Origin of the sequence: Arcanobacterium phocisimile, assembly GCF_016904675.1 — a bacterium.
GTDB classification, from domain to species: domain Bacteria; phylum Actinomycetota; class Actinomycetes; order Actinomycetales; family Actinomycetaceae; genus Arcanobacterium; species Arcanobacterium phocisimile.
Genome location: NZ_CP070228.1, coordinates 117,469 through 136,442 on the forward strand (window position 1 = coordinate 117,469; position 18,974 = coordinate 136,442).

Here is an 18,974-nt window from a genome sequence, read left to right on the forward strand (position 1 = left end):
TATGTTAAGGGAACAGAGAACATGAAGAAGAAACATGTAACATCTCGACGTCGTCCGTGGAAATTTCCGGTTACTGCCATATTTTCCAGCATTCTTATTTTGGCTGGCGTGGCAACATTCATGTACCCACATGTGGCATCTTGGTTCTCTCAGTTTGAACAGTCACGAGTTATCGGACTAGAGCTAGTTTCCGTGGGAGACGATTCGGAACAGGAAGAGCGAATTCACGAAGAGATTCAAAGAGCCCAAGAATATAACGAGTCTTTAGCTTCGGGCGCAATCTACCAAGCCAACGCCAATATCGCCAGCGGCCGTGGTGAACTCAAACCAGGTGCGCTCAACTATAATGACTTACTCAACAGCACCGGAAGCGGCTATATGGGACGGCTATTCTATGGAAGCCTAGACATTGACCTGCCGATCTACCATGGAACAGAAACAAAAACCCTTGAGATTGGTATCGGGCACCTCGAAGGAACATCGCTACCGGTCGGCGGAAAGGGTACACGATCCGTCCTCACTGCACACCGTGGACTACCCGAAGCAACACTATTTAACGAGCTCGACAAAGCCAAAGAAGGCGATATTTTCACAATAACGATTTTCGACAAAGTCTACGCCTACCAAGTGCAAGAGTTGAAAGTCATCGCACCAGAAGACACTCAAGAAATCGAAGCAGACCCGGAACGCGACCTCGTCACACTTGTTACTTGCACACCATTGGGGATTAATACACACAGAATTCTTGTCACCGCGCAACGAATTTATCCAACACCAGAAGGCGCAGAAGAAGCGGCAAAATCAGAACCACGACTACCACACTTCCCATGGTGGATCATCATTTTGACTGTAACAGTCCTTGGCGTGGCAGTATACATCTGGCGCGATGGATACCGAGCCGCAGAAATCGTAGCAGCGAATAAAATCAAAGAAACCGAATGACACTTTCGATAACTAGAATAAAGCACAAGCCTAACGTTCAGCTCTGTTCGTCACGGAAATGACGCGGGAGTCGACTATTTTCCTCGGGATTATTATGGCGCAACTTATGGCGGAATTCGCGGCCTGCTTGAGCCATACCCTTCGTATTAGCCTCAGTGCCATGCTGTTGAGTCAACGAATCATCGAGCATGTGACGCGGGCGGATCCGTAATCGCCGTAACCGTTCAGAATAACGTCGTAAATCATAGGCAGTTCGCGGCAGTTGCCAGTTGAACCGGCGTGCCATGAGTCCGAAAACCGCACACATGAGGATTGCCGACCCCATACCCAACTGGTACATGCCGTTGTATTGAAAAATTACCATTTGAGTAGCAGCGAGCACCGAGAAGGTGGCATAGAGTGGGCTACCGCCAAAAATCGCCGGTATGCGATTGACCATGACATCCCGCAGAACCCCACCCATCGTTGCGGTGATAACGCCCAAAAATATTGACGGTATCCAATCAAGTCCTGCAGTCAACCCCTTAGAAGCTCCAGTAGCTGACCAGCAGCCCAGCGCTAAGACGTCAGCAAGAGAGAGCATTCGCCGCGACCATTTCCCTTCGAACGGGAACAGATAGGACAAGATCGATGCAGTAAAAGCTCCACCAAGATACCACGGGTCAGTAAGAGCTACAGGGAATCCAACTCCAAGCATGACGTCACGCATAATGCCTCCCCCCAACGCGGTTCCCGTGCCCAGCACAAGGAAACCGATCAGGTCATAGCCCAAGATACGGGCGAGCGCGGAACCAATCAGGGCATTGGCTATCACTCCGAGGACGTCGACGACTCGGAATAGGGTTTCGGGATCCATGCACCAGCCTTATCTAGGATCGGTGTTTGAAGGTTATATCACGCAGGTACGATATTGGACGAGCGGTTATCGCTTTCAATCCAACGCTCAAGCTGGTGGAGAACTTTTTCCGCATCCGCATCAGTGCGGAGCGAGAAAACGATAAGGTCGAGACTCTGGTCATGCTGATACGTCCAGTGTTCGACGGCGTCGAGTGCGATTTGCGTGGCATCTTCAAGCGGGAAACCACCGTTTCCGGTGGAAATACCAGGGAATGCAATTGAGCGGATATCGCCCTTCATGCGAGCCAACTCCATACAGTTCCAGTAGGCCTTGAATAAGGTGGCGCGATCTTTCGCGGTGACCTTGCCGTTTTTCAGTTCCGGGCCGGTGGTGTGAATAACGTACTTTGCCGGTAGCCGGTAGCCACGAGTTATTATTGCATCGGCAGGTGCTAGACCTTTATCGCCGTTAAGTTGGCGGACGGTGTTGGTGTCGTTACGCATCCATGGACCAGCCTGCTCGTGGAGAGTCGAATCCAGGCAATCATGCAACGGAACCGGGCAACCGTTAAGGTCTGGTACTGCAGCATTAACAACAGCGTCAACAACGAGTTGGCGCATATCTCCACGATAAAGCACAGTGTGCGGAGCAGGGCCGTAATCGCAATCTGGAATCATATCCGATACTCGGCGAAGGTTTGCTGCTTCGACGCGTCCATGGCGGCCAACTTCACGGAAAAGCAACGTATTAATCGCACGCGACGAGATAGGATCGAGCGGCTTGGGTTCGCGAACTGCAAGTTCGGCCTGCAACCAGCGCAGCAGACCCTTGTCAGTTGATAAATGTGCAAGCGACGAGGTTCCTGTATAGTGCTTTTCGGTAATACCTCCGAGGGCAGTCATCAAAAGATCGTAATTTGACCGGTTATCATTTTTTGGTTCCGGAAACGGTTCATCTAGATGGATTTCTTGACGGTAGTCCGATAGTTGTAGCATGGTAAACCTTTCTCGCTACTCTAAGAATACCCATGTTCGCCTCCAAGGTCATGTGAGATAAGCTAGTCCCATGAATTTTTCACAGCAGCCTTCATTATTTTCGGACTTTCCAGATATCGACGGGCAATTATCTGCCGACGTCGAGGAATCAGCTCTCGACTCATTGGGGGAAGTTTCTCACGATACGGGTTTCACGCCTCCTCCGGGCGCTCGCGAAACGCAGATCGGAAAACAGGTCGGGCGCCCTTCGTCGTCGTACGATTTGGTCATCGCAACTGATGGTGCGTGTTCGGGAAACCCTGGGCCTGGCGGGTGGGCGTTCGTGGACCAAACAGCAGGTTATGCGGTTTCTGGCGGCGCTCACCAGACCACGAACAATATTATGGAGCTCACTGCGATGCTTCACGCATTGCGTTATGCCGGGCCGGAGGTCGATCTGTTGCTGCGTGTCGATTCGAAATACGTGATCGACTCGATGACGAAATGGGCTGTAGGTTGGCGCAAGCGCGGATGGCGCAAAGCCGATGGTAAACCCGTTCTCAATCGAGAGCTAATCGAGGCGATCGTTGACCTTTACGAAGCACGAAGCGGGAAAACCGACGTTGAATGGGTGCGCGGGCACAATGGAGATCCGGGAAATGATCTCGCTGACCGGCTCGCTGTAGAGCAATCCAACGCCCACAAGTAAAACTTAACCGAAGAAATTTATCCGACATTAAACCGTGTCGGATCCTACCGATAGGGTCAAGATATGAATACTGAACTGACGCATGCGCCACGCTTGGCGAAGAAACCAATTACGCGCTCGTTTCATGGTGATGATGTGGTGGATAACTACGAGTGGATTCGCCAGGATTCCGACCCAGCAGTTATTGCACATATTGAGGCCGAAAATGCGTGGGCTGATGCGCGCACGGCGCATCTGGCTCCATTACGTGAACAACTGGTGAGCGAATTTGCTCAGCACACCAAGGAAGACGATGTCTCGGTCCCAGTGCGTGAAGGTAAATATTGGTATTGGAGCCGAACATATGAAGGAAAATCGTATCCGGCTGTCTATCGATGCCCGGCACTTGGCTGTGGTTCTGGGGTGGCAGATATTCCAGATGTTGAAAGCGTCCAATCCCAGCTACTTTATGACGCTAATGTTTTAGCGCAAGGCAAAGATTTCTTTAATATCGGGGTTTCTTCAGTATCACCAGATGGGGAGTTATTAGCCCTCGGAGTAGATAATGCAGGTAACGAACAGTTCGACGTGCGTATCTCAGTTATCGACGGTGATCGTACAATCGATGAATCCTTGCAAGGTGTTGGATACGGGCTAGTGTGGTCAAAAGATTCCACTCGTGTTTACTATGTGCGTAACGATGATTCTTGGCGCCCATACCAAGTGTGGATGCATGTTATAGGGCACAATGTCGACGATGATGTGTTGATTTACCAAGATGATGATGAGCTATTCTGGGTGGGGATTGATGCTTCACGCGATGGGTCATGGCTCGTCATACAGTCCGAATCGAAGCTCACCGCAGAGGTTCACTTGTATTCCACCCAATCGCCAGAACGGTCGTTTATGGTGGCGCAACGGCGCAACGGGTTGCACTATACGGTTGAACCAGCGGGCGATTGTTTGCTGATTGTGCATAATCTTGACAATGAAGATTTCGATCTGGCCGTGGCGCCAGTTGGGCCAAGCGAGCCAGATACCTGGCAGCCTATTTACCGAGCTCAGTCAGGGCAGCGGTTGAGTGAGGTTATTGCTTTTAAAGACTTTGCTGTGCTCAATATGCGCGACGGTGGGGCGATGCAGTTGCGAGCCTTGAAGCGGGTTGAATCAGCCCGTGCTGAAACTCCAGCAGGTGCAGATCCTATCCTTGACGAGCAAGGCTACGCTGGTCCGGGTGCTTCTCCTGAAAATTGGCAAGATGCGGTTGTTCTCCCAACTGAAGAACTTGCTACATTGAACTTTTACGGCAACGAGATGTGGGATGCACGTGAAGTCGGATTCATTATCGAATCAGTTCTCACCCCAGATACGTTCCAACGTTGGAGCTTGGATACCGGTGAGATCGTCAGTGTGAAGCAAACCGAGGTTCCGCATTACGATGCGTCGAAGTTTGTGCAGTACCGCCAATGGGTAACTGCAGAAGATGGCGCCCAGATTCCCATGACGATCGTTCACCGTGCCGATCTGCAAAAAGACGGCACTAGTCCAGGCATCATCTACGGATATGGATCATATGAAATCTCTAATGATCCATGGTTCAGCCCAACAATCCTCTCTGCCCTTGAACGCGGAGTGGTCTATGCGATTGCGCATATTCGTGGTGGTGGCGAAATGGGCCGCTCATGGTATGAGAATGGAAAAATGCTCACCAAACGCAACACGTTCACAGATTTCGTGTCCTGTGCTCGGTGGATGGCTGATAGTGGACTAGTAGATAGCGAACGGTTAGCGGCTGAAGGTGGGTCAGCAGGTGGATTGTTGATGGGGGCGGTAACGAATTTGGCCCCAGATGCCTTCCGGGTTGTGCATGCCATCGTGCCGTTCGTCGATGCACTCACCACGATTTTGAATCCAGAATTGCCACTAACTGTGACTGAATGGGAAGAGTGGGGAAACCCGATCGAAAGTGCTGAAGTTTACCACTACATGAAGTCCTACACGCCCTACGAAAATATTGCGGCCGTGCAGTACCCAGCAATTCTTGCTTCTACCTCGCTCAACGATATCCGAGTAAGCTATATCGAGCCAACAAAATGGGTACAAGCATTGCGTGATACGGTCACCAACGACGAAATTGAGCGCCCGATCCTTCAACGTACTGAAATGGTTGCCGGGCACGGTGGTGGTTCTGGCCGGTATAAGAAGTGGGAAGAGCGCGCAGGGCAACTAGCGTTTATTTTCGATCACATCGGAGTGAACTAACCAAAATCCCGGCGAGCTCGTCAACAGTATGTTTTGGGGGTGGTCATAAATATGGCCACCCCCAAAACATTGACGTTAACTATCTGCCGATACAGAATTCAATGCGTTCGTCCACGAACCGTAATGTTGGCGCACTGCGGCACCCGAAGGTATTTTTCCGGCTAACGGGCCGGATTTTGCGAACGCAGAATATCCGGCAAAAGAGGGCTGGGAATCATGAGCTGCGGCATGACGCTTATATGCGAGAATTGCTGTTTGATAATCTTCCTCAGAATACTTGATTCCCCCACGGCTGCGACCTTGCCGAGGAACAAGGCCAATAGCGCTTAAGGCTTCGTTCCAGTATCCATCAAAACGTTTGATAATGGTTTGCGAGGTAGGTGGCCAGGTGAATGTTCCAATTCGGAGATCTTCTGGAAGTCTCTCAATGAACTCTGTCCGTAACCGATCATAATCTTTGGCAGTTAATGCCGAATTTGGTTCAGTTTGAGCAAGCTCTTTGCCTGCGGCAACCTGGCCAAGGATCACCTGAATAATATCCGGATCAAATTTATCAATGTCGGGGCTCTCGGCACTCAGGTTGTAGTCACCAAGAATGCTTGTATCGCCAGCGTCGAGGTTATATCGGCGAGCTAGCATCATATATAACGCGCCTGTGAGAATTGTTTGGGAAAATTGTTGCGTAGTGCAGCGGGTTAGTGAAATATATTTGCTATGTTGTAATGTTTGGCAAGCAACTGCCGCTGCGCGCCTGGCCACATCTGATAATTCAGCGTGGAATGAAATGTTTTGATCGTCGGGATCTCCGCATAAATCAGAGATGCCTCGGATGGAAACGAACGGAATTCCCCACGTATGCGCAACTTGGGCAGCCGCATGTGATTCCATATCAGCACTGAGACCGTAAGGGAAAGCTTCGCGAGTATCTGTCACGTTTCGTTCGGTGACAAAAGCGTCTGAAGAGAGCATTTGGCCGATTCGAATCGAAAAAGAATCGGCGACGGAGGCCATGACTTCACGGACTGAATCGAGCATATGTGTATCGCCAGTAAATGAGGCTGGCTGTCCGGGCACCTGCCCGCGTGCGTATCCGAAAACAGTGCCGTCTGCGCCTCCATTGATATACTCATCGCCTACAACGACCTGTCCAACGCGTGAATCGCGAGCCAACCCACCAGCCGAACCGATTGAAACGATAATTTTTGGTGCTACTTGGGATAGTGCCCAGCCAAGTGCTGAAGAACATGCACTCATGCCTACACCAGTGACCATAAGTGCCATCCGCGTCGAGCCGCGCGATGCAAGGTAGAACGTACCGATCGGTGATTGTGCCGGCTTTGGATTATATGTTTGAATCAGTTCGAGGAAAGGCGCCATTTCCTCGGGCATTGCGGAGATGACGAGGGCGTCGATGTTTTTCATTACTGGACGTTCTCCCAGTTAGTGCGCTGTGCCAGCATGGCGGTAATTGCAGCTTGAGCATCGGGCAAACTATGATGCACTCCCCATCCACATTGCACCTCATTCGCAGCGGGTACTTCCGATGCGTTGAGAATGTCACGGAAAGTTATTTCGATGAGATCAAGTGTGCCCTCGAGATCGGGCTCATGTGCTCGAATAAGATAGAAACCGGTTTGGCAACCCATGGGGGAGAAGTCGACGACGTCGTCGGCATGGTTGCGTACATACTCAGCAAAAGAATGCTCGATGGAGTGTATCGCAGGCATCTGCAGGTGTGCCTGGTTAGGTTGGGTAAATCGCACATCGTACTTAGTTAAAGTATCGCCGTGTGGTAAGTGCTTAACGTCAGCAATACGCACGTAGGGCGCATCAACAAAACGATGGTCCAGATTGAACGACTCGACGTTCATTTTAGGCATCGGCTTCTCTTCCATTTCAAAGTTATAGATAACTTTATTGTTGCACATGTTTTTCGCACAAGATCAATCAAGCGGCCAGTTTTCTGTTTTGCCCAAACAAGTCGGAATCGTTGAAATTCAAGAGGCAGTTCCCACGTTGGGGGGTGATGGTGTGATCTAAAGTCCGAAATTAAGGCGACGATGGTATATTTTGTCTCAACCAGAGGCGTGTGAGTGTAGGTTTGTCAAGTGGAAATTCACGGTCGTAGGGTAAAAGTCGAGCGATCTTGGCGGATTAACGGGCTTCTCTAGGCAGGTGTGAAAATCAGTAAAAAATATTTTTGAGACACTTTATCTAGGGGTGCAGATTTTTTTCATCACTAGGTGTAGTGTTATGTACCGAAGCTGAAAATAATTTAACCGAGGAGAAAACATGTCGATCACTCTTTACACCAAGCCTGCGTGTGTCCAGTGCACTGCCACGAAGCGAGCGCTGTTGAAGAATGGTTTGTCTTTCTCCGAAGTGGATCTCACTCAAGATCCACAAGCCCTCGAAACAGTTAAGGCACTTGGCTATCAACAAGCTCCTGTTGTTTTCGCAGATGGCGATCACTGGTCGGGTTACCGCCCAGATCTGATCAAGCGCCTCGCTGTTGCTGCTTCGCCAGTTGCTATGCGCGCTTAAGTCTCATCGTGGGTTTCTCCCATGGTTTACCTCGTCTATTTTTCGTCAGCAACCGAAAACACTAAGCGCTTTGTTGAAAAGCTAGGTTTTCCAGCTGATCGAATACCACTCCTCCCTACCCAAGAACCGCTCGTTGTGAACGATGATTACGTGTTAATCGTTCCAACGTATGGTGGGGGCAATCAACGTGGTGCAGTACCCAAACAAGTGATCAAATTCCTCAACAATGAGCAAAACCGGTCGCATATCCGCGGGGTTATATCTGGCGGAAACACAAATTTTGGCGAAGCGTACGGTTTGGCAGGCGATGTTATCTCCGCCAAACTACATGTACCCCACATGTATAGATTTGAATTATTAGGCACTCCTGGTGATGTGCAGAAACTGCGCGAAGGATTAACACAATGGTGGAACGAATCATGACCGATACTGGTGAAGAACTTATCGGCGAAAACCTCGATTATCATGCGTTGAATGCACAACTAAACCTCTATGACGCTGAGGGAAATATTCAGTTCGATGCTGATCGTCAAGCTGCCCGCCAATTCTTCCTGCAACACGTCAACCGCAATACGGTGTTCTTCCACTCCTTAGAAGAGAAGCTTGAATACCTTATCGAAGAAGGATATTACGAGCCAGAGATCTTTGAGCCTTACGATCCGGAATTCGTCAAGGGGTTGTACAAGCAGGCTTACGCCCATAAGTTCCGGTTCCCCACCTTCCTTGGAGCGTTCAAATACTATACTTCCTACACGTTGAAGACCTTTGACGGCACCCGCTACCTCGAGCGCTTCGAAGATCGTGTTGTTATGGTGGCACTCACGCTCGCCAGTGGAGATGAGGCACTCGCGAAACACATTGTTGATGAGATCATTTCAGGCCGTTTCCAGCCAGCAACCCCGACCTTCCTCAACGCAGGTAAGAAAGCACGCGGCGAACTCGTCTCCTGCTTCTTGCTACGCATCGAAGATAACATGGAATCTATTTCCCGCGGTATTAACTCTGCGCTCCAGCTCTCCAAGCGCGGCGGCGGAGTTGCGCTGAACCTATCGAACTTGCGGGAACTTGGTGCGCCGATTAAACGCATTGAAAACCAGTCATCCGGCGTCAACCCAGTCATGAAGCTCCTCGAAGACGCGTTCTCATACGCCAATCAGCTCGGTGCCCGCCAAGGCGCAGGCGCGGTCTACCTCCACGCACACCACCCAGACATCATGCGATTCTTGGATACGAAGCGTGAAAACGCTGACGAAAAGATCCGAATTAAAACGCTTTCGCTCGGCGTCGTTATCCCTGATATTACGTTCGAGCTAGCAAAACAAAACGCAGACATGTACCTGTTTTCGCCTTACGACGTCGAACGCGTCTACGGGGTACCGTTCACCGAGATTTCCGTGACGGAAAAGTATGAAGAAATGGTGAACGACAAGCGAATCCGTAAATCGAAGATCAATGCTCGCCAATTCTTCCAAACCCTTGCTGAGATTCAGTTCGAATCCGGCTACCCATACATTGTTTACGAAGATACCGTCAACAAAGCAAATCCGATCGACGGTCGCATCACGATGTCGAATCTGTGTTCAGAAATCCTGCAGGTCTCTGAAGCATCCACGCTCAACGCTGACCTTTCCTATGATTACGTCGGCAAAGATATCTCCTGCAATCTTGGCTCGCTGAATATTGCGAAAACCATGGATTCACCAGATTTCGGTCGCACAGTCGAAACTGCCATTCGTGCACTGACTGCTGTATCTGACCAAACTGACATTACTTCCGTGCCGTCAATCGCACGTGGAAACGATATGTCGCACGCAATTGGTTTAGGTCAAATGAACCTTCACGGTTATCTCGGTCGGGAAAAGATTTTCTACGGTTCAGAAGTCGCATTGGACTTCACCAACATCTACTTCTACACCGTCGCCTTCCACGCGATCCGTTCCTCGATGGAAATCGCACGCGAACGCGGGCAGAAGTTCGACGGCTTCGAACGCTCCGCATATGCAGACGGCTCCTACTTCGCCAAGTATATTGAACGTGAATGGTCACCAAAAACCGAACGTGTACGCGAACTCTTTGCTGACATCCACATCCCAACCACTGCTGACTGGGAACAGTTGCGCGACGACGTTGCCACCCACGGAATGTATAACCAGAACCTCCAGGCGGTACCGCCAACCGGTTCTATCTCCTACATCAACCATTCAACGTCATCGATCCACCCGATCGTATCGAAGATCGAGATTCGTAAAGAAGGCAAAATCGGCCGCGTCTACTATCCGGCAGCTTATCTCACTAACGATAACCTCGAATACTACCAAGACGCCTACGAAATCGGCCCACAGGCAATCATCGACACCTACGCTGAAGCAACCCAGCACGTCGATCAAGGCTTGTCATTAACACTGTTCTATCCAGATACTGTCACAACTCGTGACGTCAACAAGTCCTACATATACGCATGGCGCAAGGGCATCAAGTCGCTGTACTATATGCGCATCCGCCAGGCCGCTCTCGAGGGGACCGAGGTTGACGGCTGCGTCTCGTGCATGCTGTAACTAACTCACGTTTACCGGCTGTACAGCAACCCGCTTCGCCACGCCACCCACTCCAAGGGGCCACGGGAAAACATAGCTTTCCAGATCGAGGCGAACACCATCGTTGTCAACAATACGACGAAAAACCCGGTGAGTGAAAGGGACTGTTCTAAATCCGGAAAGAAGTAAATAGCGACAACATGACCACAGTAACTGGTTAGCGGCATAGAACCCATGGCCGCTAACGGATACAGCACATAACGCACGGCAGAGCCGATCAATAAACACACCCCTAAAAGTGTGATAGCAAAACCGCCCGAACCGACTGTTTCCAAGATCGTGGCGCTATGTGGTTCAGCCGAAAAGAACTCGCCTAACGATGGGAAAACCCACCCGAGTGGGCCCTCGAGCGAACGCGGTGCAGCGTCGCGCGCCAAAAGCGACGTTAACGGATCCCACGGCATGTGCTGCGGCCAAGTGTTCTCCCCGCCAGTGGCAACATAAGCTAAGCCGTAGCCACCAACCATCAACACTAGACCGCCAGCAATAAGTCGCAACTGGCGAGCCTGAGCCAACATGTCACAACGACCGATCGCCAACCCAGCGATCACAAAAACCCCATATTGTAACCCTGGATATGTTCCGGTAATCATCACTGTCATAAAAGCTGAGTTAGGATCTGACCCCACAAACAACCCGCCAGCAGCCATCGCTGACTTAGTCAGAATCAGAAGAAACGGACCAGCAAACGCTCCGACGCCGGCAACCCACACCAGAGTGCGCACCGAGAGATGAGTAAACGGTAACGCTAACAACAGCCAAAAACCGTAAAACCCTAAGATAATAACCACGGATGTGCCCAACGAACTCAAAAGGCCACCAGCTAAAAATAACACCAAAGCCCGTCCCACAATCCGCAACCGAGCCGTATACATCCGTTCACCCACATATGGGTTCTGGCGTCCAGTCATCAACGCGACAGAGACGCCCGCCAGCAGGGCAAACGTGATTGCTGAACGGCCATCGGGAACCTGAGCCAACCAGCCATCAAAAAAGCCAGCTGGCTCATAGGCCGTCATATGTGCCCAAAACATGCCCATAATTGCCAACGATCTTGCGAGATCGAGGCCAACAATACGGTCCGACATGGTTGATGGAACCGGAGAAGAAATAGCGTTCGTCGTCATAAGTCACATAATAAACGCTGAGCGATGCCATTGGAAGTGACATGCAGTCATGAGAAGATTAAGTAACGCGATTTTTGGGAGGAAAATATGAGCGACAAGATTAAACTTATTGACTCAGTGCAAGCCATCAACTGGAACAAAATTATCGATGAAAAAGACCAGGAAGTCTGGGACCGTCTCACCGGAAACTTCTGGCTACCTGAGAAAATCCCGCTGTCGAATGACATCCAATCCTGGAACACCCTCAAGCCGCATGAGCAACTCATGACCACCCGCGTCTTCACCGGCCTTACGCTACTGGACACGATCCAAGGAACCGTTGGCGCGATCTCGCTTATCCCAGATGCTGTCACACCGCACGAAGAAGCGGTCTACACCAACATCGCATTCATGGAATCAGTGCACGCCAAGTCCTACTCCTCGATCTTCTCTACCCTGATCTCTTCCCAAGAAATCGAAGAGACCTTCCGCTGGTCAGAAGAAAACGAGTTTCTGCAAAAGAAAGCGAAAATTGTACTCGACTACTACCGCGGCGACGATGCCGAAAAGCGCAAGGTCGCATCCACCATGCTCGAATCCTTCCTTTTCTACTCCGGTTTCTACGCACCCATGTACTGGAGCTCGCACGCCAAACTCACCAACACCGCAGACCTCATCCGTCTTATCATTCGCGACGAAGCGGTCCACGGCTACTACATCGGATACAAGTACCAGCAGGCAGTGAAGAAGTCTTCGCCCGAGCGCCAAGCAGAGCTCATGGACTACACCTACTCCTTGCTTGAAGATTTGTACGAGAACGAAGAAGGTTACACCGAGTCGCTCTATGATGAGATGGGGCTGACCGAAGACGTCAAAATGTTCCTGCGCTACAACGCCAACAAGGCGTTGATGAACTTAGGATACGAAGCCCTCTTCCCCGCTGATCAAACCGCAGTCAACCCAGCTATTTTGGCGGCACTATCGCCAAACGCTGACGAAAACCACGACTTCTTTAGCGGATCTGGTTCGTCCTACGTCATCGGTACAGCAGAGGCCACCGAAGACGACGACTGGGACTTCTAAGTAAGCACTGAGGGCCGGAGTTCGGGAGCTGATGTGTCAGATCCCGTCATTTTGGTACATCGGGAACCGGAACAAACGCAACGCGCAACAGAAAGGCAGAAGATGAAAATCTTAGTCGTATGCACAGGAAATATTTGCCGCTCGCCGATGGGCGCCATCGTTCTGCAATCACAACTCGACGAAGCTGGAATCGATGCCTCTGTCACGTCGGCCGGAGTGTCCAGCGAAGAAAGCGGACACCCGGTCGATTCGCGCGCTGCTAAGGTTTTGCGCGAGAAAGGCTACCGCGTCCCACTTGATCACCATGCGCATCAAGCCAGCGACATGGAACTGGCACACGCAGACCTGATCCTTGCCATGACCACCGGTCATGCACGTTCGCTACGCCGCATGATGCTCAGCGCAGGCTTAAGCGAAGAGCACATCTCCCGAATCCACCTGTGGCGCGAATTTGACGGAACCGTGCAGCCAGGCCCAGCCGGCGTGTTCGGACCGGGCGGGCCGCTGGAAGGACAAGAGAAAGTCAAAGCCGGACGCGGTTCAGACTTCTACACTTCGAACGGCGAACTCGACGTCCTCGATCCATGGTACGGTGACGCTTCCGGATTCTACGACACGTTGGATATGGTCGAAGCGGGCGCTCGCGGAATTGTGGAATTCGTAGCGAAAGCGCACGGACAGCAATAGTTAACCGCCACAATAGTTGAGTGCCGCAATAGCTAGCAGGAGCTACTGTTCGCGCCGACGCCACACAAACTCGTGGTCGGCGGAAAACGCTCGCGGATGGCATATTGCGCAACTCAGTGGCCGGCTCGGCCGACGGAAACGTTCAACGCGATGCCCCGCCGGACACACGCCAACCCAGGCTCCCGGAATATGCGGCGCATTGCGCAACCGCACCTGCCCAGAACCGCCAATCCGCACACATGTTTCCTGCCAAAGCCGATCGTGACCGTGACCCGGACCAACAAGCACATGGGCGATTTCGTGAAGAATAGTGTCGCGTACGGCGTCGTCGTCTGAGGCTTCAGTCAGTGCACGCGACAACGTGATCTGCTTGCGATCAAAATGCGCTGCGCCGGCGCGCCGCTTCGCTCGGTCGAATGCGAACGACCAGCCAGTCAGCCCATGAAACGCCATGAGTTCTTGGGCTAGTGCGCGCGCCTGATCAATATCCACCCCTCTATCGTAGCGGTGTTGACGGCCGGCACAATGTTAGAGTGCTGGTATGGTTTTTCATATCGTTTTGCCCGAAGACTGGAACTTAGCTCGCGACTGCGGAACGTATAGGCGCTCAACGCGAGACTGCGACGTCGACGCGGTGGGTTTCGTGCATGCCAGCAAGTCGCTGGAGCAGGCGAGCGCCGTCGCAAAATTTCTGTATGCGGACCGGGCGGACGCGTTCGTCGTCGCCATTGACGACGAGGAGTTGCGCGCAGCTGGCTTCGAGGTTCGATTCGAGCCGGGAGATCCGCAGAACCCGCAGTCAGAAAAATTTCCGCATATTTACGGCGGTCCGCTCCCGGTTGGTTTGCTGAATCTGGTGATCGACGTCGACGGCGAACCACGAATTTTCCGCGAAGACATGCCGGAAGTTGCCCAGTTACGTCAGGCGGGGTGGCAGGTTGGCTCGACGTCGTGGGGTGCGCGCCTGAATCTTGGCGACGACGCCGATCTGTCTCTCTATCGGCAGTATGTTGACGCTGCGATCCACGCCGGTTTTGAGATGCGGGAACTGACTGTTGACGATATGTCTGCGCTTTATGCGCTTGATAGATTGGTTGCTCCGGACTTTCCATCCACTCCGGCATCGCACCATGAGCCTCTCCCGTACGACTTCGGTGAGAAGGTCGCTCACGGTAGCGTCCGTGTTTGGGGTGCGTTTATGAGAGATACGCTGGTTGGGTTTACGGTGCTGTTTGATGCAGGGGAGCGGTGGGAAGTCGACCGCACCAGTATGCATCCAGATTTTCGACGTCGAGGCCTTGCGAAAGCGATGAAATCTGCGTCTGTGTTGGGAACTTATGCGCTCGGGGTGCGTCGGTGGGGAACTGGCGGGGCGAGCGTGAACCAGGCGTCGCTACGCATGAATAAAGCGCTCGGGTTTGAGTTCGAACCGTTGTGGTTGACGTTGTATCCGCCGGTGACTGTTGGGAAATTGATCATGTGACTGGGCTAGTGTGCAGGAAAATATGTCGGAGATAGTCGATATAATTGCCGCATGTCTGGAACCGATATTATTTTGCGTATGAACCGCGTGGCATTGCCGGCATCGCGGCCTATTGATCACGCACGGCGCATGAGCGCAGCTGTGTTAATGGGATTCTTGTTTGGCTCAGTTGTGGGAATGTTCCTCTTCATTGATGAGGTTCCCTTGGGCCGAATGGCTTTTACTCTTTTACCTGTTGCGTTACTGGCAGCGATTGTATTTGGTTGCTGGTATGTGTGGCAGCCAGAATCGGCGCCGCAACGTGCGGTGGTTGCGCGAGTCATTGGGACCAATGAGACGGAGTATGCGCGAGAAGTTCGCTCCGGTGGTGGGCGAGGAATCCTTGTGCCAGTCGTTGCGTTACCTGTTGATGGGGGTGCGCCATTTAGTTCGATGGTGACGATGCGAACCAGAGTCGGGGAAGTGGCCGACCCGCCTGTAGGTACTCTGCTCCCGCTTTTCCAAACAGATCCAGAATTAGGTGAACTTGTTGAAGGAACTGCCACTGCCCAGCAGCTCGAATTGATGGATAAGCTCAGGCATCGTCCACGTATTTTGCCAAACAAGGCCGAAATACTACCGGTCCGTCGGAGCCCACTTGAACGAACCCCAACATGGGCAGCCGTTCAATGGTGGGCAAGCGCCGGAATCGCGGCGTTCGCTGCGATGTTATTCGTCGGGTCTTTGCGCGGGTAGGGCTCGCACAAGGCGCATCCTGCTCACACCACGCGAGTAAAGAACTCGCGTGCGCGCTCGCTACGCGGATTGTCAAATACGTCCGCGGGCTTGCCGGCTTCGATGATACCGCCGTCGTCCATCACAATAACCTGATCGGAAACCTCGCGGGCAAACCCCATCTCGTGGGTCACCACAATCATCGTCATGCCCTCGCGCGCCAAATCCTGCATCACCGCAAGCACTTCACCAACCAACTCCGGATCCAACGCCGACGTCGGCTCATCAAACAGCATCAACTCCGGTTCCATCGCCAACGCACGCGCAATCGCCACACGCTGCTGTTGGCCACCAGACAGCTCAGAAGGGTAGTGCTCCATCCGATCTGCAAGCCCGACCCGCTTCAATAACGCCTGCGCTTGAGTGCGCGCCTGCGCAACCGACTTACCCAACACATGCACGGGCGCTTCCATCACGTTCTCCAACGCCGTCTTATGCGGGAACAAATTAAACCGTTGGAAAACCATGCCGATCTTCGCACGTTGAGCCGCAGCCTGCTTCGCCGTCAGCTCATACAGTTTGCCGCCCTTTTCCTGATAGCCCATCAATGTGTCGTCCACATAAATCGACCCGGCCTGGATCGTCTCCAACAGATTGATACAGCGCAACATCGTCGACTTACCTGAACCCGACGGGCCCAAGATCGACGTCACCGTACCCGGCTGCACATCGAAAGATACACCCTTCAACACATGCAGATCGCCAAAAAACTTATGGACGTCAGTGACGCGCACCTTCGGCTTCGTTTCAAACGCAGTAGTCATCATTAATCCTCAAAATCATGGGGTGTACTCGGCGAACGGATCGTCGACAGTAGTCTGCGCGGCGTTAATTGCAGCTTGGCGACCCGCCCGACTCTTCTTCGTCGTCCGTGCACGCGACGAATCAGAACTATCCGAAGTGCCACGGCCGTAAAACTTCTCAAGATAATACTGGCCCACCATCAACACCGAGGTGATCGACAAGTACCAGATAGCGGCAACCAACAAAAACGGAATCGGCTGGAACGAGGAAAAACCACTCGCATTCGTCACGTGCGTCAACTCCAGCGACAACGGCACGGCCGTCACTAACGACGTCGTCTTCAACATCGAAATAGTTTCATTACCCGTAGGTGGCACAATCACCCGCATTGCCTGCGGTAAAATAATCCGCCGCATAATCATGCCACTGCTCATGCCCAGGGCCTTCGCAGCTTCCTCTTGACCCGGATCAACCGAATTCAAACCAGAACGCACAATCTCAGCAAGGTAGGCGCCTTCGTTTATTCCCAGCCCCAGCACAGCAAACAAGAACATCGTGTACTGCCGCTCAGCAAAAATATTATTCGGCGCGAAGGAGAAGAAATCAACCACTCCTGGAATTCCAACTGTAATGGTCGGAAACAGTGTTCCAATCAAACCCCAGAAAATTAGCTGAGTGTAAATCGGAGTGCCACGGAAGAACCAGATATAAACGGTCGCCACCGAACGTAAAACCGGATTATCCGACCGGCGCATAATCGCCATCGTGACAGCCAGGGCAATACCCAGCGCCATCGCAGCTACCGTGAGCGCAAGCGTCCACGCCACGCCTTTAACAATCTGAATCTTGAACAGATTGTCAGCCACTACATCCCATTGGAATTGCTGATTGGTGACAAGCTGGTTGAGAATCGCGTAAGCAATAATCGCAACGATGACGGCAGACACCCACCGCCCCCAATGGCGGACGGGGACTGCGTGAATAAGTTCGGGGCTGTTGTGCGACGGCATAATATATCCTGGCTGTCGAGCTTCCTAGTGTTGTGTTTTATCAGTTAGCTGGATTGAGAGTAGCAGTGGTGGCAACGCCATCTTTGATACCCCAAGTTTCAAAAATCTTAGCAAGGTCGCCGGTGTCGATCAGGTGTTGAAGCGCCTTATTGAGAGCTTCGGTAGTGCCGTCACCTTTCGGGCTGGCGATGGCTAAGCCAACAACATCGATCGGCGTGCCAATCTTTTCAATCTGCTTATTGGTTTGCAAGACAGCGTAGTCGATAACTGGGGTGTCAGCAAACATGGCGTCAAGCTGACCCTGTGCCAGCTCCAAGCTGATCCGTGGCTGTTCGGACTGCCGTTGGATTTGGACCGGGTTGTCCTTACATCCGTCAGTGTTGAGCTCGGTAAGGTATTCGTCTTGAGCGGTGCCTGTTTGTACGCCGACGACCTTGCCGCACACGTCAGCAGGATCAAACTTCTTCGGGTTTCCAGCAGGTACCGCCCACTGTAGACCAGCCTCGTAATACTGTGTCAAATCAACAGTCTCTTGCCGTTCCGGATTGACCGAGATCGCGGCAATACCAGCCTCATAGGTTGAGCCGATGCCAGGGATGATCGCGGCGAATTCTGCATTTTCCATGGTGACATCAACACCAAGAACCTTGCCTAGCGCATTAGCTAGATCGACATCGAAGCCCTGCATAGTCGTGCCATCTTCAGCGTAGAACTCAGCTGGCGCATAGAACGCGTTGGTACCGATAGTGAGTTTTCCTTCCTTGGTAACAGATTCAGGTAGGAGAGCGGCAATCTCCTCTACCTTCTCGATTGCGGATACGTCAGTGGCGCGGACGTCGCCGGCAGTAGCTGCGGCGTCGGGTGCGTCGGTGGTAGACGTTCCGGCGTCGGAGCCACAAGCGCCCAAGGTCAGCAGTAGTGCAGCGGCGGCTGCGGTAATCTTCAGGGTTTTCATGGTTTCTCCTCGCGGATGGAATTTTTGTTCCGGTGTTGGCCAGTAATGAAAGTATATACATTTCTGTGTATAGTTATACAGTCTTTTTTGGGTAAGATGGCACACATTCTGGGATGTGGATGGGGTGAGGTGGGTTTGGGCGGGTGTTCGACGTGGAAGATGTGCAGTAAAACGGGGAATAGCGCAAACCTCGACGTATATGAACGAGGTTTGCGCTATTCCCCCATTTGGTGCTGAAGAGAGTGGGGGGGGGAAGTTGGAGAGAGGCTGTTTGTGGCTGGTTTCGACAG

The 18,974-nt window shown here is 52.2% G+C and carries 19 protein-coding genes; 10 read left to right on the forward strand and 9 right to left on the reverse strand.

Annotation, left to right across the window (positions count from 1 at the left end; genetic code table 11):
- Positions 1-21 precede the first annotated feature (21 nt).
- Positions 22-942: a class C sortase gene (locus tag JTE88_RS00460; RefSeq protein ID WP_204424618.1), complete on the forward strand. Its 921-nt coding sequence runs from the start codon at positions 22-24 to the stop codon at positions 940-942.
- A 37-nt stretch (positions 943-979) separates the two neighbouring features.
- Here the strand turns inward: JTE88_RS00460 and JTE88_RS00465 are convergent, their stop codons facing one another.
- Together JTE88_RS00465 and JTE88_RS00470 are read right to left on the reverse strand one after the other, a co-directional pair.
- Positions 980-1,798, reverse strand: a complete 819-nt coding sequence (locus JTE88_RS00465; protein ID WP_204424619.1) for a trimeric intracellular cation channel family protein — start codon at positions 1,796-1,798, stop codon at positions 980-982.
- A 38-nt stretch (positions 1,799-1,836) separates the two neighbouring features.
- The gene (locus JTE88_RS00470) at positions 1,837-2,775 is read right to left on the reverse strand and encodes a macro domain-containing protein (protein WP_204424620.1); all 939 of its coding nucleotides are present in this window, start codon (positions 2,773-2,775) and stop codon (positions 1,837-1,839) included.
- Between the two features lie 70 nt (positions 2,776-2,845).
- On the opposite strand from JTE88_RS00470, the gene JTE88_RS00475 reads away from it, so the two are divergent.
- Both JTE88_RS00475 and JTE88_RS00480 read left to right on the forward strand, forming a co-directional pair.
- Entirely contained in the window at positions 2,846-3,463 is a 618-nt protein-coding gene (locus JTE88_RS00475; protein ID WP_204424621.1) for a ribonuclease H family protein, read from the forward strand.
- Between the two features lie 63 nt (positions 3,464-3,526).
- Positions 3,527-5,704, forward strand: a complete 2,178-nt coding sequence (locus JTE88_RS00480; RefSeq protein WP_204424623.1) for a S9 family peptidase — start codon at positions 3,527-3,529, stop codon at positions 5,702-5,704.
- Between the two features lie 75 nt (positions 5,705-5,779).
- Here the strand turns inward: JTE88_RS00480 and mtnN are convergent, their stop codons facing one another.
- Positions 5,780-7,126: a 5'-methylthioadenosine/S-adenosylhomocysteine nucleosidase gene (mtnN, locus tag JTE88_RS00485; RefSeq protein ID WP_204424624.1), complete on the reverse strand. Its 1,347-nt coding sequence runs from the start codon at positions 7,124-7,126 to the stop codon at positions 5,780-5,782.
- Positions 7,126-7,584 (reverse strand): S-ribosylhomocysteine lyase, encoded by a 459-nt coding sequence (locus tag JTE88_RS00490; protein WP_204424625.1) that lies wholly within the window; start codon positions 7,582-7,584, stop codon positions 7,126-7,128. The genes mtnN and JTE88_RS00490 overlap by 1 nt, the downstream gene beginning before the upstream one ends.
- Before the next feature lie 412 nt (positions 7,585-7,996).
- Here JTE88_RS00490 and nrdH point away from each other — a divergent pair, with 412 nt between their 5' ends.
- Genes nrdH through nrdE form a run of 3 tightly spaced genes read left to right on the forward strand, consistent with a single transcriptional unit; the run spans position 7,997 to position 10,803 of the window.
- On the forward strand, positions 7,997-8,248 hold the full coding sequence (nrdH, locus tag JTE88_RS00495) for a glutaredoxin-like protein NrdH (protein WP_204424626.1): 252 nt from the start codon (positions 7,997-7,999) through the stop codon (positions 8,246-8,248).
- 21 nt (positions 8,249-8,269) lie between these two features.
- Positions 8,270-8,671, forward strand: coding sequence for a class Ib ribonucleoside-diphosphate reductase assembly flavoprotein NrdI (nrdI, locus tag JTE88_RS00500; RefSeq protein WP_204424627.1), 402 nt, complete (start codon positions 8,270-8,272; stop codon positions 8,669-8,671).
- A complete protein-coding gene (gene nrdE / locus JTE88_RS00505) occupies positions 8,653-10,803 on the forward strand; it encodes a class 1b ribonucleoside-diphosphate reductase subunit alpha (RefSeq protein WP_204424628.1) in 2,151 nt (716 codons plus the stop codon). Before nrdI ends, nrdE begins: the two co-directional genes overlap by 19 nt.
- A gap of 11 nt (positions 10,804-10,814) precedes the next feature.
- Here nrdE and JTE88_RS00510 read toward each other — a convergent pair whose 3' ends face one another.
- Positions 10,815-11,969: a DUF418 domain-containing protein gene (locus JTE88_RS00510; RefSeq protein WP_204424629.1), complete on the reverse strand. Its 1,155-nt coding sequence runs from the start codon at positions 11,967-11,969 to the stop codon at positions 10,815-10,817.
- Between the two features lie 87 nt (positions 11,970-12,056).
- On the opposite strand from JTE88_RS00510, the gene nrdF reads away from it, so the two are divergent.
- A complete protein-coding gene (gene nrdF, locus JTE88_RS00515) occupies positions 12,057-13,031 on the forward strand; it encodes a class 1b ribonucleoside-diphosphate reductase subunit beta (RefSeq protein WP_204424630.1) in 975 nt (324 codons plus the stop codon).
- Positions 13,032-13,133: 102 nt separating this feature from the next.
- Positions 13,134-13,718, forward strand: coding sequence for a low molecular weight protein-tyrosine-phosphatase (locus JTE88_RS00520; RefSeq protein WP_204424632.1), 585 nt, complete (start codon positions 13,134-13,136; stop codon positions 13,716-13,718).
- Positions 13,719-13,760: 42 nt separating this feature from the next.
- Here JTE88_RS00520 and JTE88_RS00525 read toward each other — a convergent pair whose 3' ends face one another.
- The gene (locus JTE88_RS00525) at positions 13,761-14,210 is read right to left on the reverse strand and encodes a SprT-like domain-containing protein (RefSeq protein WP_204424634.1); all 450 of its coding nucleotides are present in this window, start codon (positions 14,208-14,210) and stop codon (positions 13,761-13,763) included.
- Positions 14,211-14,259: 49 nt separating this feature from the next.
- On the opposite strand from JTE88_RS00525, the gene JTE88_RS00530 reads away from it, so the two are divergent.
- Positions 14,260-15,201, forward strand: coding sequence for a GNAT family N-acetyltransferase (locus JTE88_RS00530; protein WP_204424636.1), 942 nt, complete (start codon positions 14,260-14,262; stop codon positions 15,199-15,201).
- Between the two features lie 51 nt (positions 15,202-15,252).
- Entirely contained in the window at positions 15,253-15,936 is a 684-nt protein-coding gene (locus JTE88_RS00535) for a hypothetical protein (protein WP_204424638.1), read from the forward strand.
- Positions 15,937-15,959: 23 nt separating this feature from the next.
- Here the strand turns inward: JTE88_RS00535 and JTE88_RS00540 are convergent, their stop codons facing one another.
- Genes JTE88_RS00540 through JTE88_RS00550 form a run of 3 tightly spaced genes read right to left on the reverse strand, consistent with a single transcriptional unit; the run spans position 15,960 to position 18,684 of the window.
- Positions 15,960-16,739: an amino acid ABC transporter ATP-binding protein gene (locus JTE88_RS00540; RefSeq protein WP_204424639.1), complete on the reverse strand. Its 780-nt coding sequence runs from the start codon at positions 16,737-16,739 to the stop codon at positions 15,960-15,962.
- A 15-nt stretch (positions 16,740-16,754) separates the two neighbouring features.
- Positions 16,755-17,729 carry an amino acid ABC transporter permease gene (locus JTE88_RS00545; protein ID WP_204424641.1) on the reverse strand — a complete coding sequence of 325 codons (975 nt, stop codon included), beginning with the start codon at positions 17,727-17,729 and terminating at the stop codon, positions 16,755-16,757.
- Between the two features lie 40 nt (positions 17,730-17,769).
- Complete coding sequence (locus JTE88_RS00550; protein WP_204424643.1) at positions 17,770-18,684, reverse strand: ABC transporter substrate-binding protein; 915 nt, start codon at positions 18,682-18,684, stop codon at positions 17,770-17,772.
- Positions 18,685-18,974 lie beyond the last annotated feature (290 nt).

Bases quoted from the DNA above. Each gene is read 5' to 3' on its own strand.
- JTE88_RS00460 (WP_204424618.1), top strand. From the start codon at position 22: ATGAAGAAGAAACATGTAACATCTCGACGTCGTCCGTGGAAATTTCCG.
- JTE88_RS00465 (WP_204424619.1), bottom strand. From the start codon at position 1,798: ATGGATCCCGAAACCCTATTCCGAGTCGTCGACGTCCTCGGAGTGATA.
- JTE88_RS00470 (WP_204424620.1), bottom strand. From the start codon at position 2,775: ATGCTACAACTATCGGACTACCGTCAAGAAATCCATCTAGATGAACCG.
- JTE88_RS00475 (WP_204424621.1), top strand. From the start codon at position 2,846: ATGAATTTTTCACAGCAGCCTTCATTATTTTCGGACTTTCCAGATATC.
- JTE88_RS00480 (WP_204424623.1), top strand. From the start codon at position 3,527: ATGAATACTGAACTGACGCATGCGCCACGCTTGGCGAAGAAACCAATT.
- mtnN (WP_204424624.1), bottom strand. From the start codon at position 7,126: ATGAAAAACATCGACGCCCTCGTCATCTCCGCAATGCCCGAGGAAATG.
- JTE88_RS00490 (WP_204424625.1), bottom strand. From the start codon at position 7,584: ATGCCTAAAATGAACGTCGAGTCGTTCAATCTGGACCATCGTTTTGTT.
- nrdH (WP_204424626.1), top strand. From the start codon at position 7,997: ATGTCGATCACTCTTTACACCAAGCCTGCGTGTGTCCAGTGCACTGCC.
- nrdI (WP_204424627.1), top strand. From the start codon at position 8,270: ATGGTTTACCTCGTCTATTTTTCGTCAGCAACCGAAAACACTAAGCGC.
- nrdE (WP_204424628.1), top strand. From the start codon at position 8,653: ATGGTGGAACGAATCATGACCGATACTGGTGAAGAACTTATCGGCGAA.
- JTE88_RS00510 (WP_204424629.1), bottom strand. From the start codon at position 11,969: ATGACGACGAACGCTATTTCTTCTCCGGTTCCATCAACCATGTCGGAC.
- nrdF (WP_204424630.1), top strand. From the start codon at position 12,057: ATGAGCGACAAGATTAAACTTATTGACTCAGTGCAAGCCATCAACTGG.
- JTE88_RS00520 (WP_204424632.1), top strand. From the start codon at position 13,134: ATGAAAATCTTAGTCGTATGCACAGGAAATATTTGCCGCTCGCCGATG.
- JTE88_RS00530 (WP_204424636.1), top strand. From the start codon at position 14,260: ATGGTTTTTCATATCGTTTTGCCCGAAGACTGGAACTTAGCTCGCGAC.
- JTE88_RS00535 (WP_204424638.1), top strand. From the start codon at position 15,253: ATGTCTGGAACCGATATTATTTTGCGTATGAACCGCGTGGCATTGCCG.
- JTE88_RS00540 (WP_204424639.1), bottom strand. From the start codon at position 16,739: ATGACTACTGCGTTTGAAACGAAGCCGAAGGTGCGCGTCACTGACGTC.
- JTE88_RS00545 (WP_204424641.1), bottom strand. From the start codon at position 17,729: ATGCCGTCGCACAACAGCCCCGAACTTATTCACGCAGTCCCCGTCCGC.
- JTE88_RS00550 (WP_204424643.1), bottom strand. From the start codon at position 18,684: ATGAAAACCCTGAAGATTACCGCAGCCGCCGCTGCACTACTGCTGACC.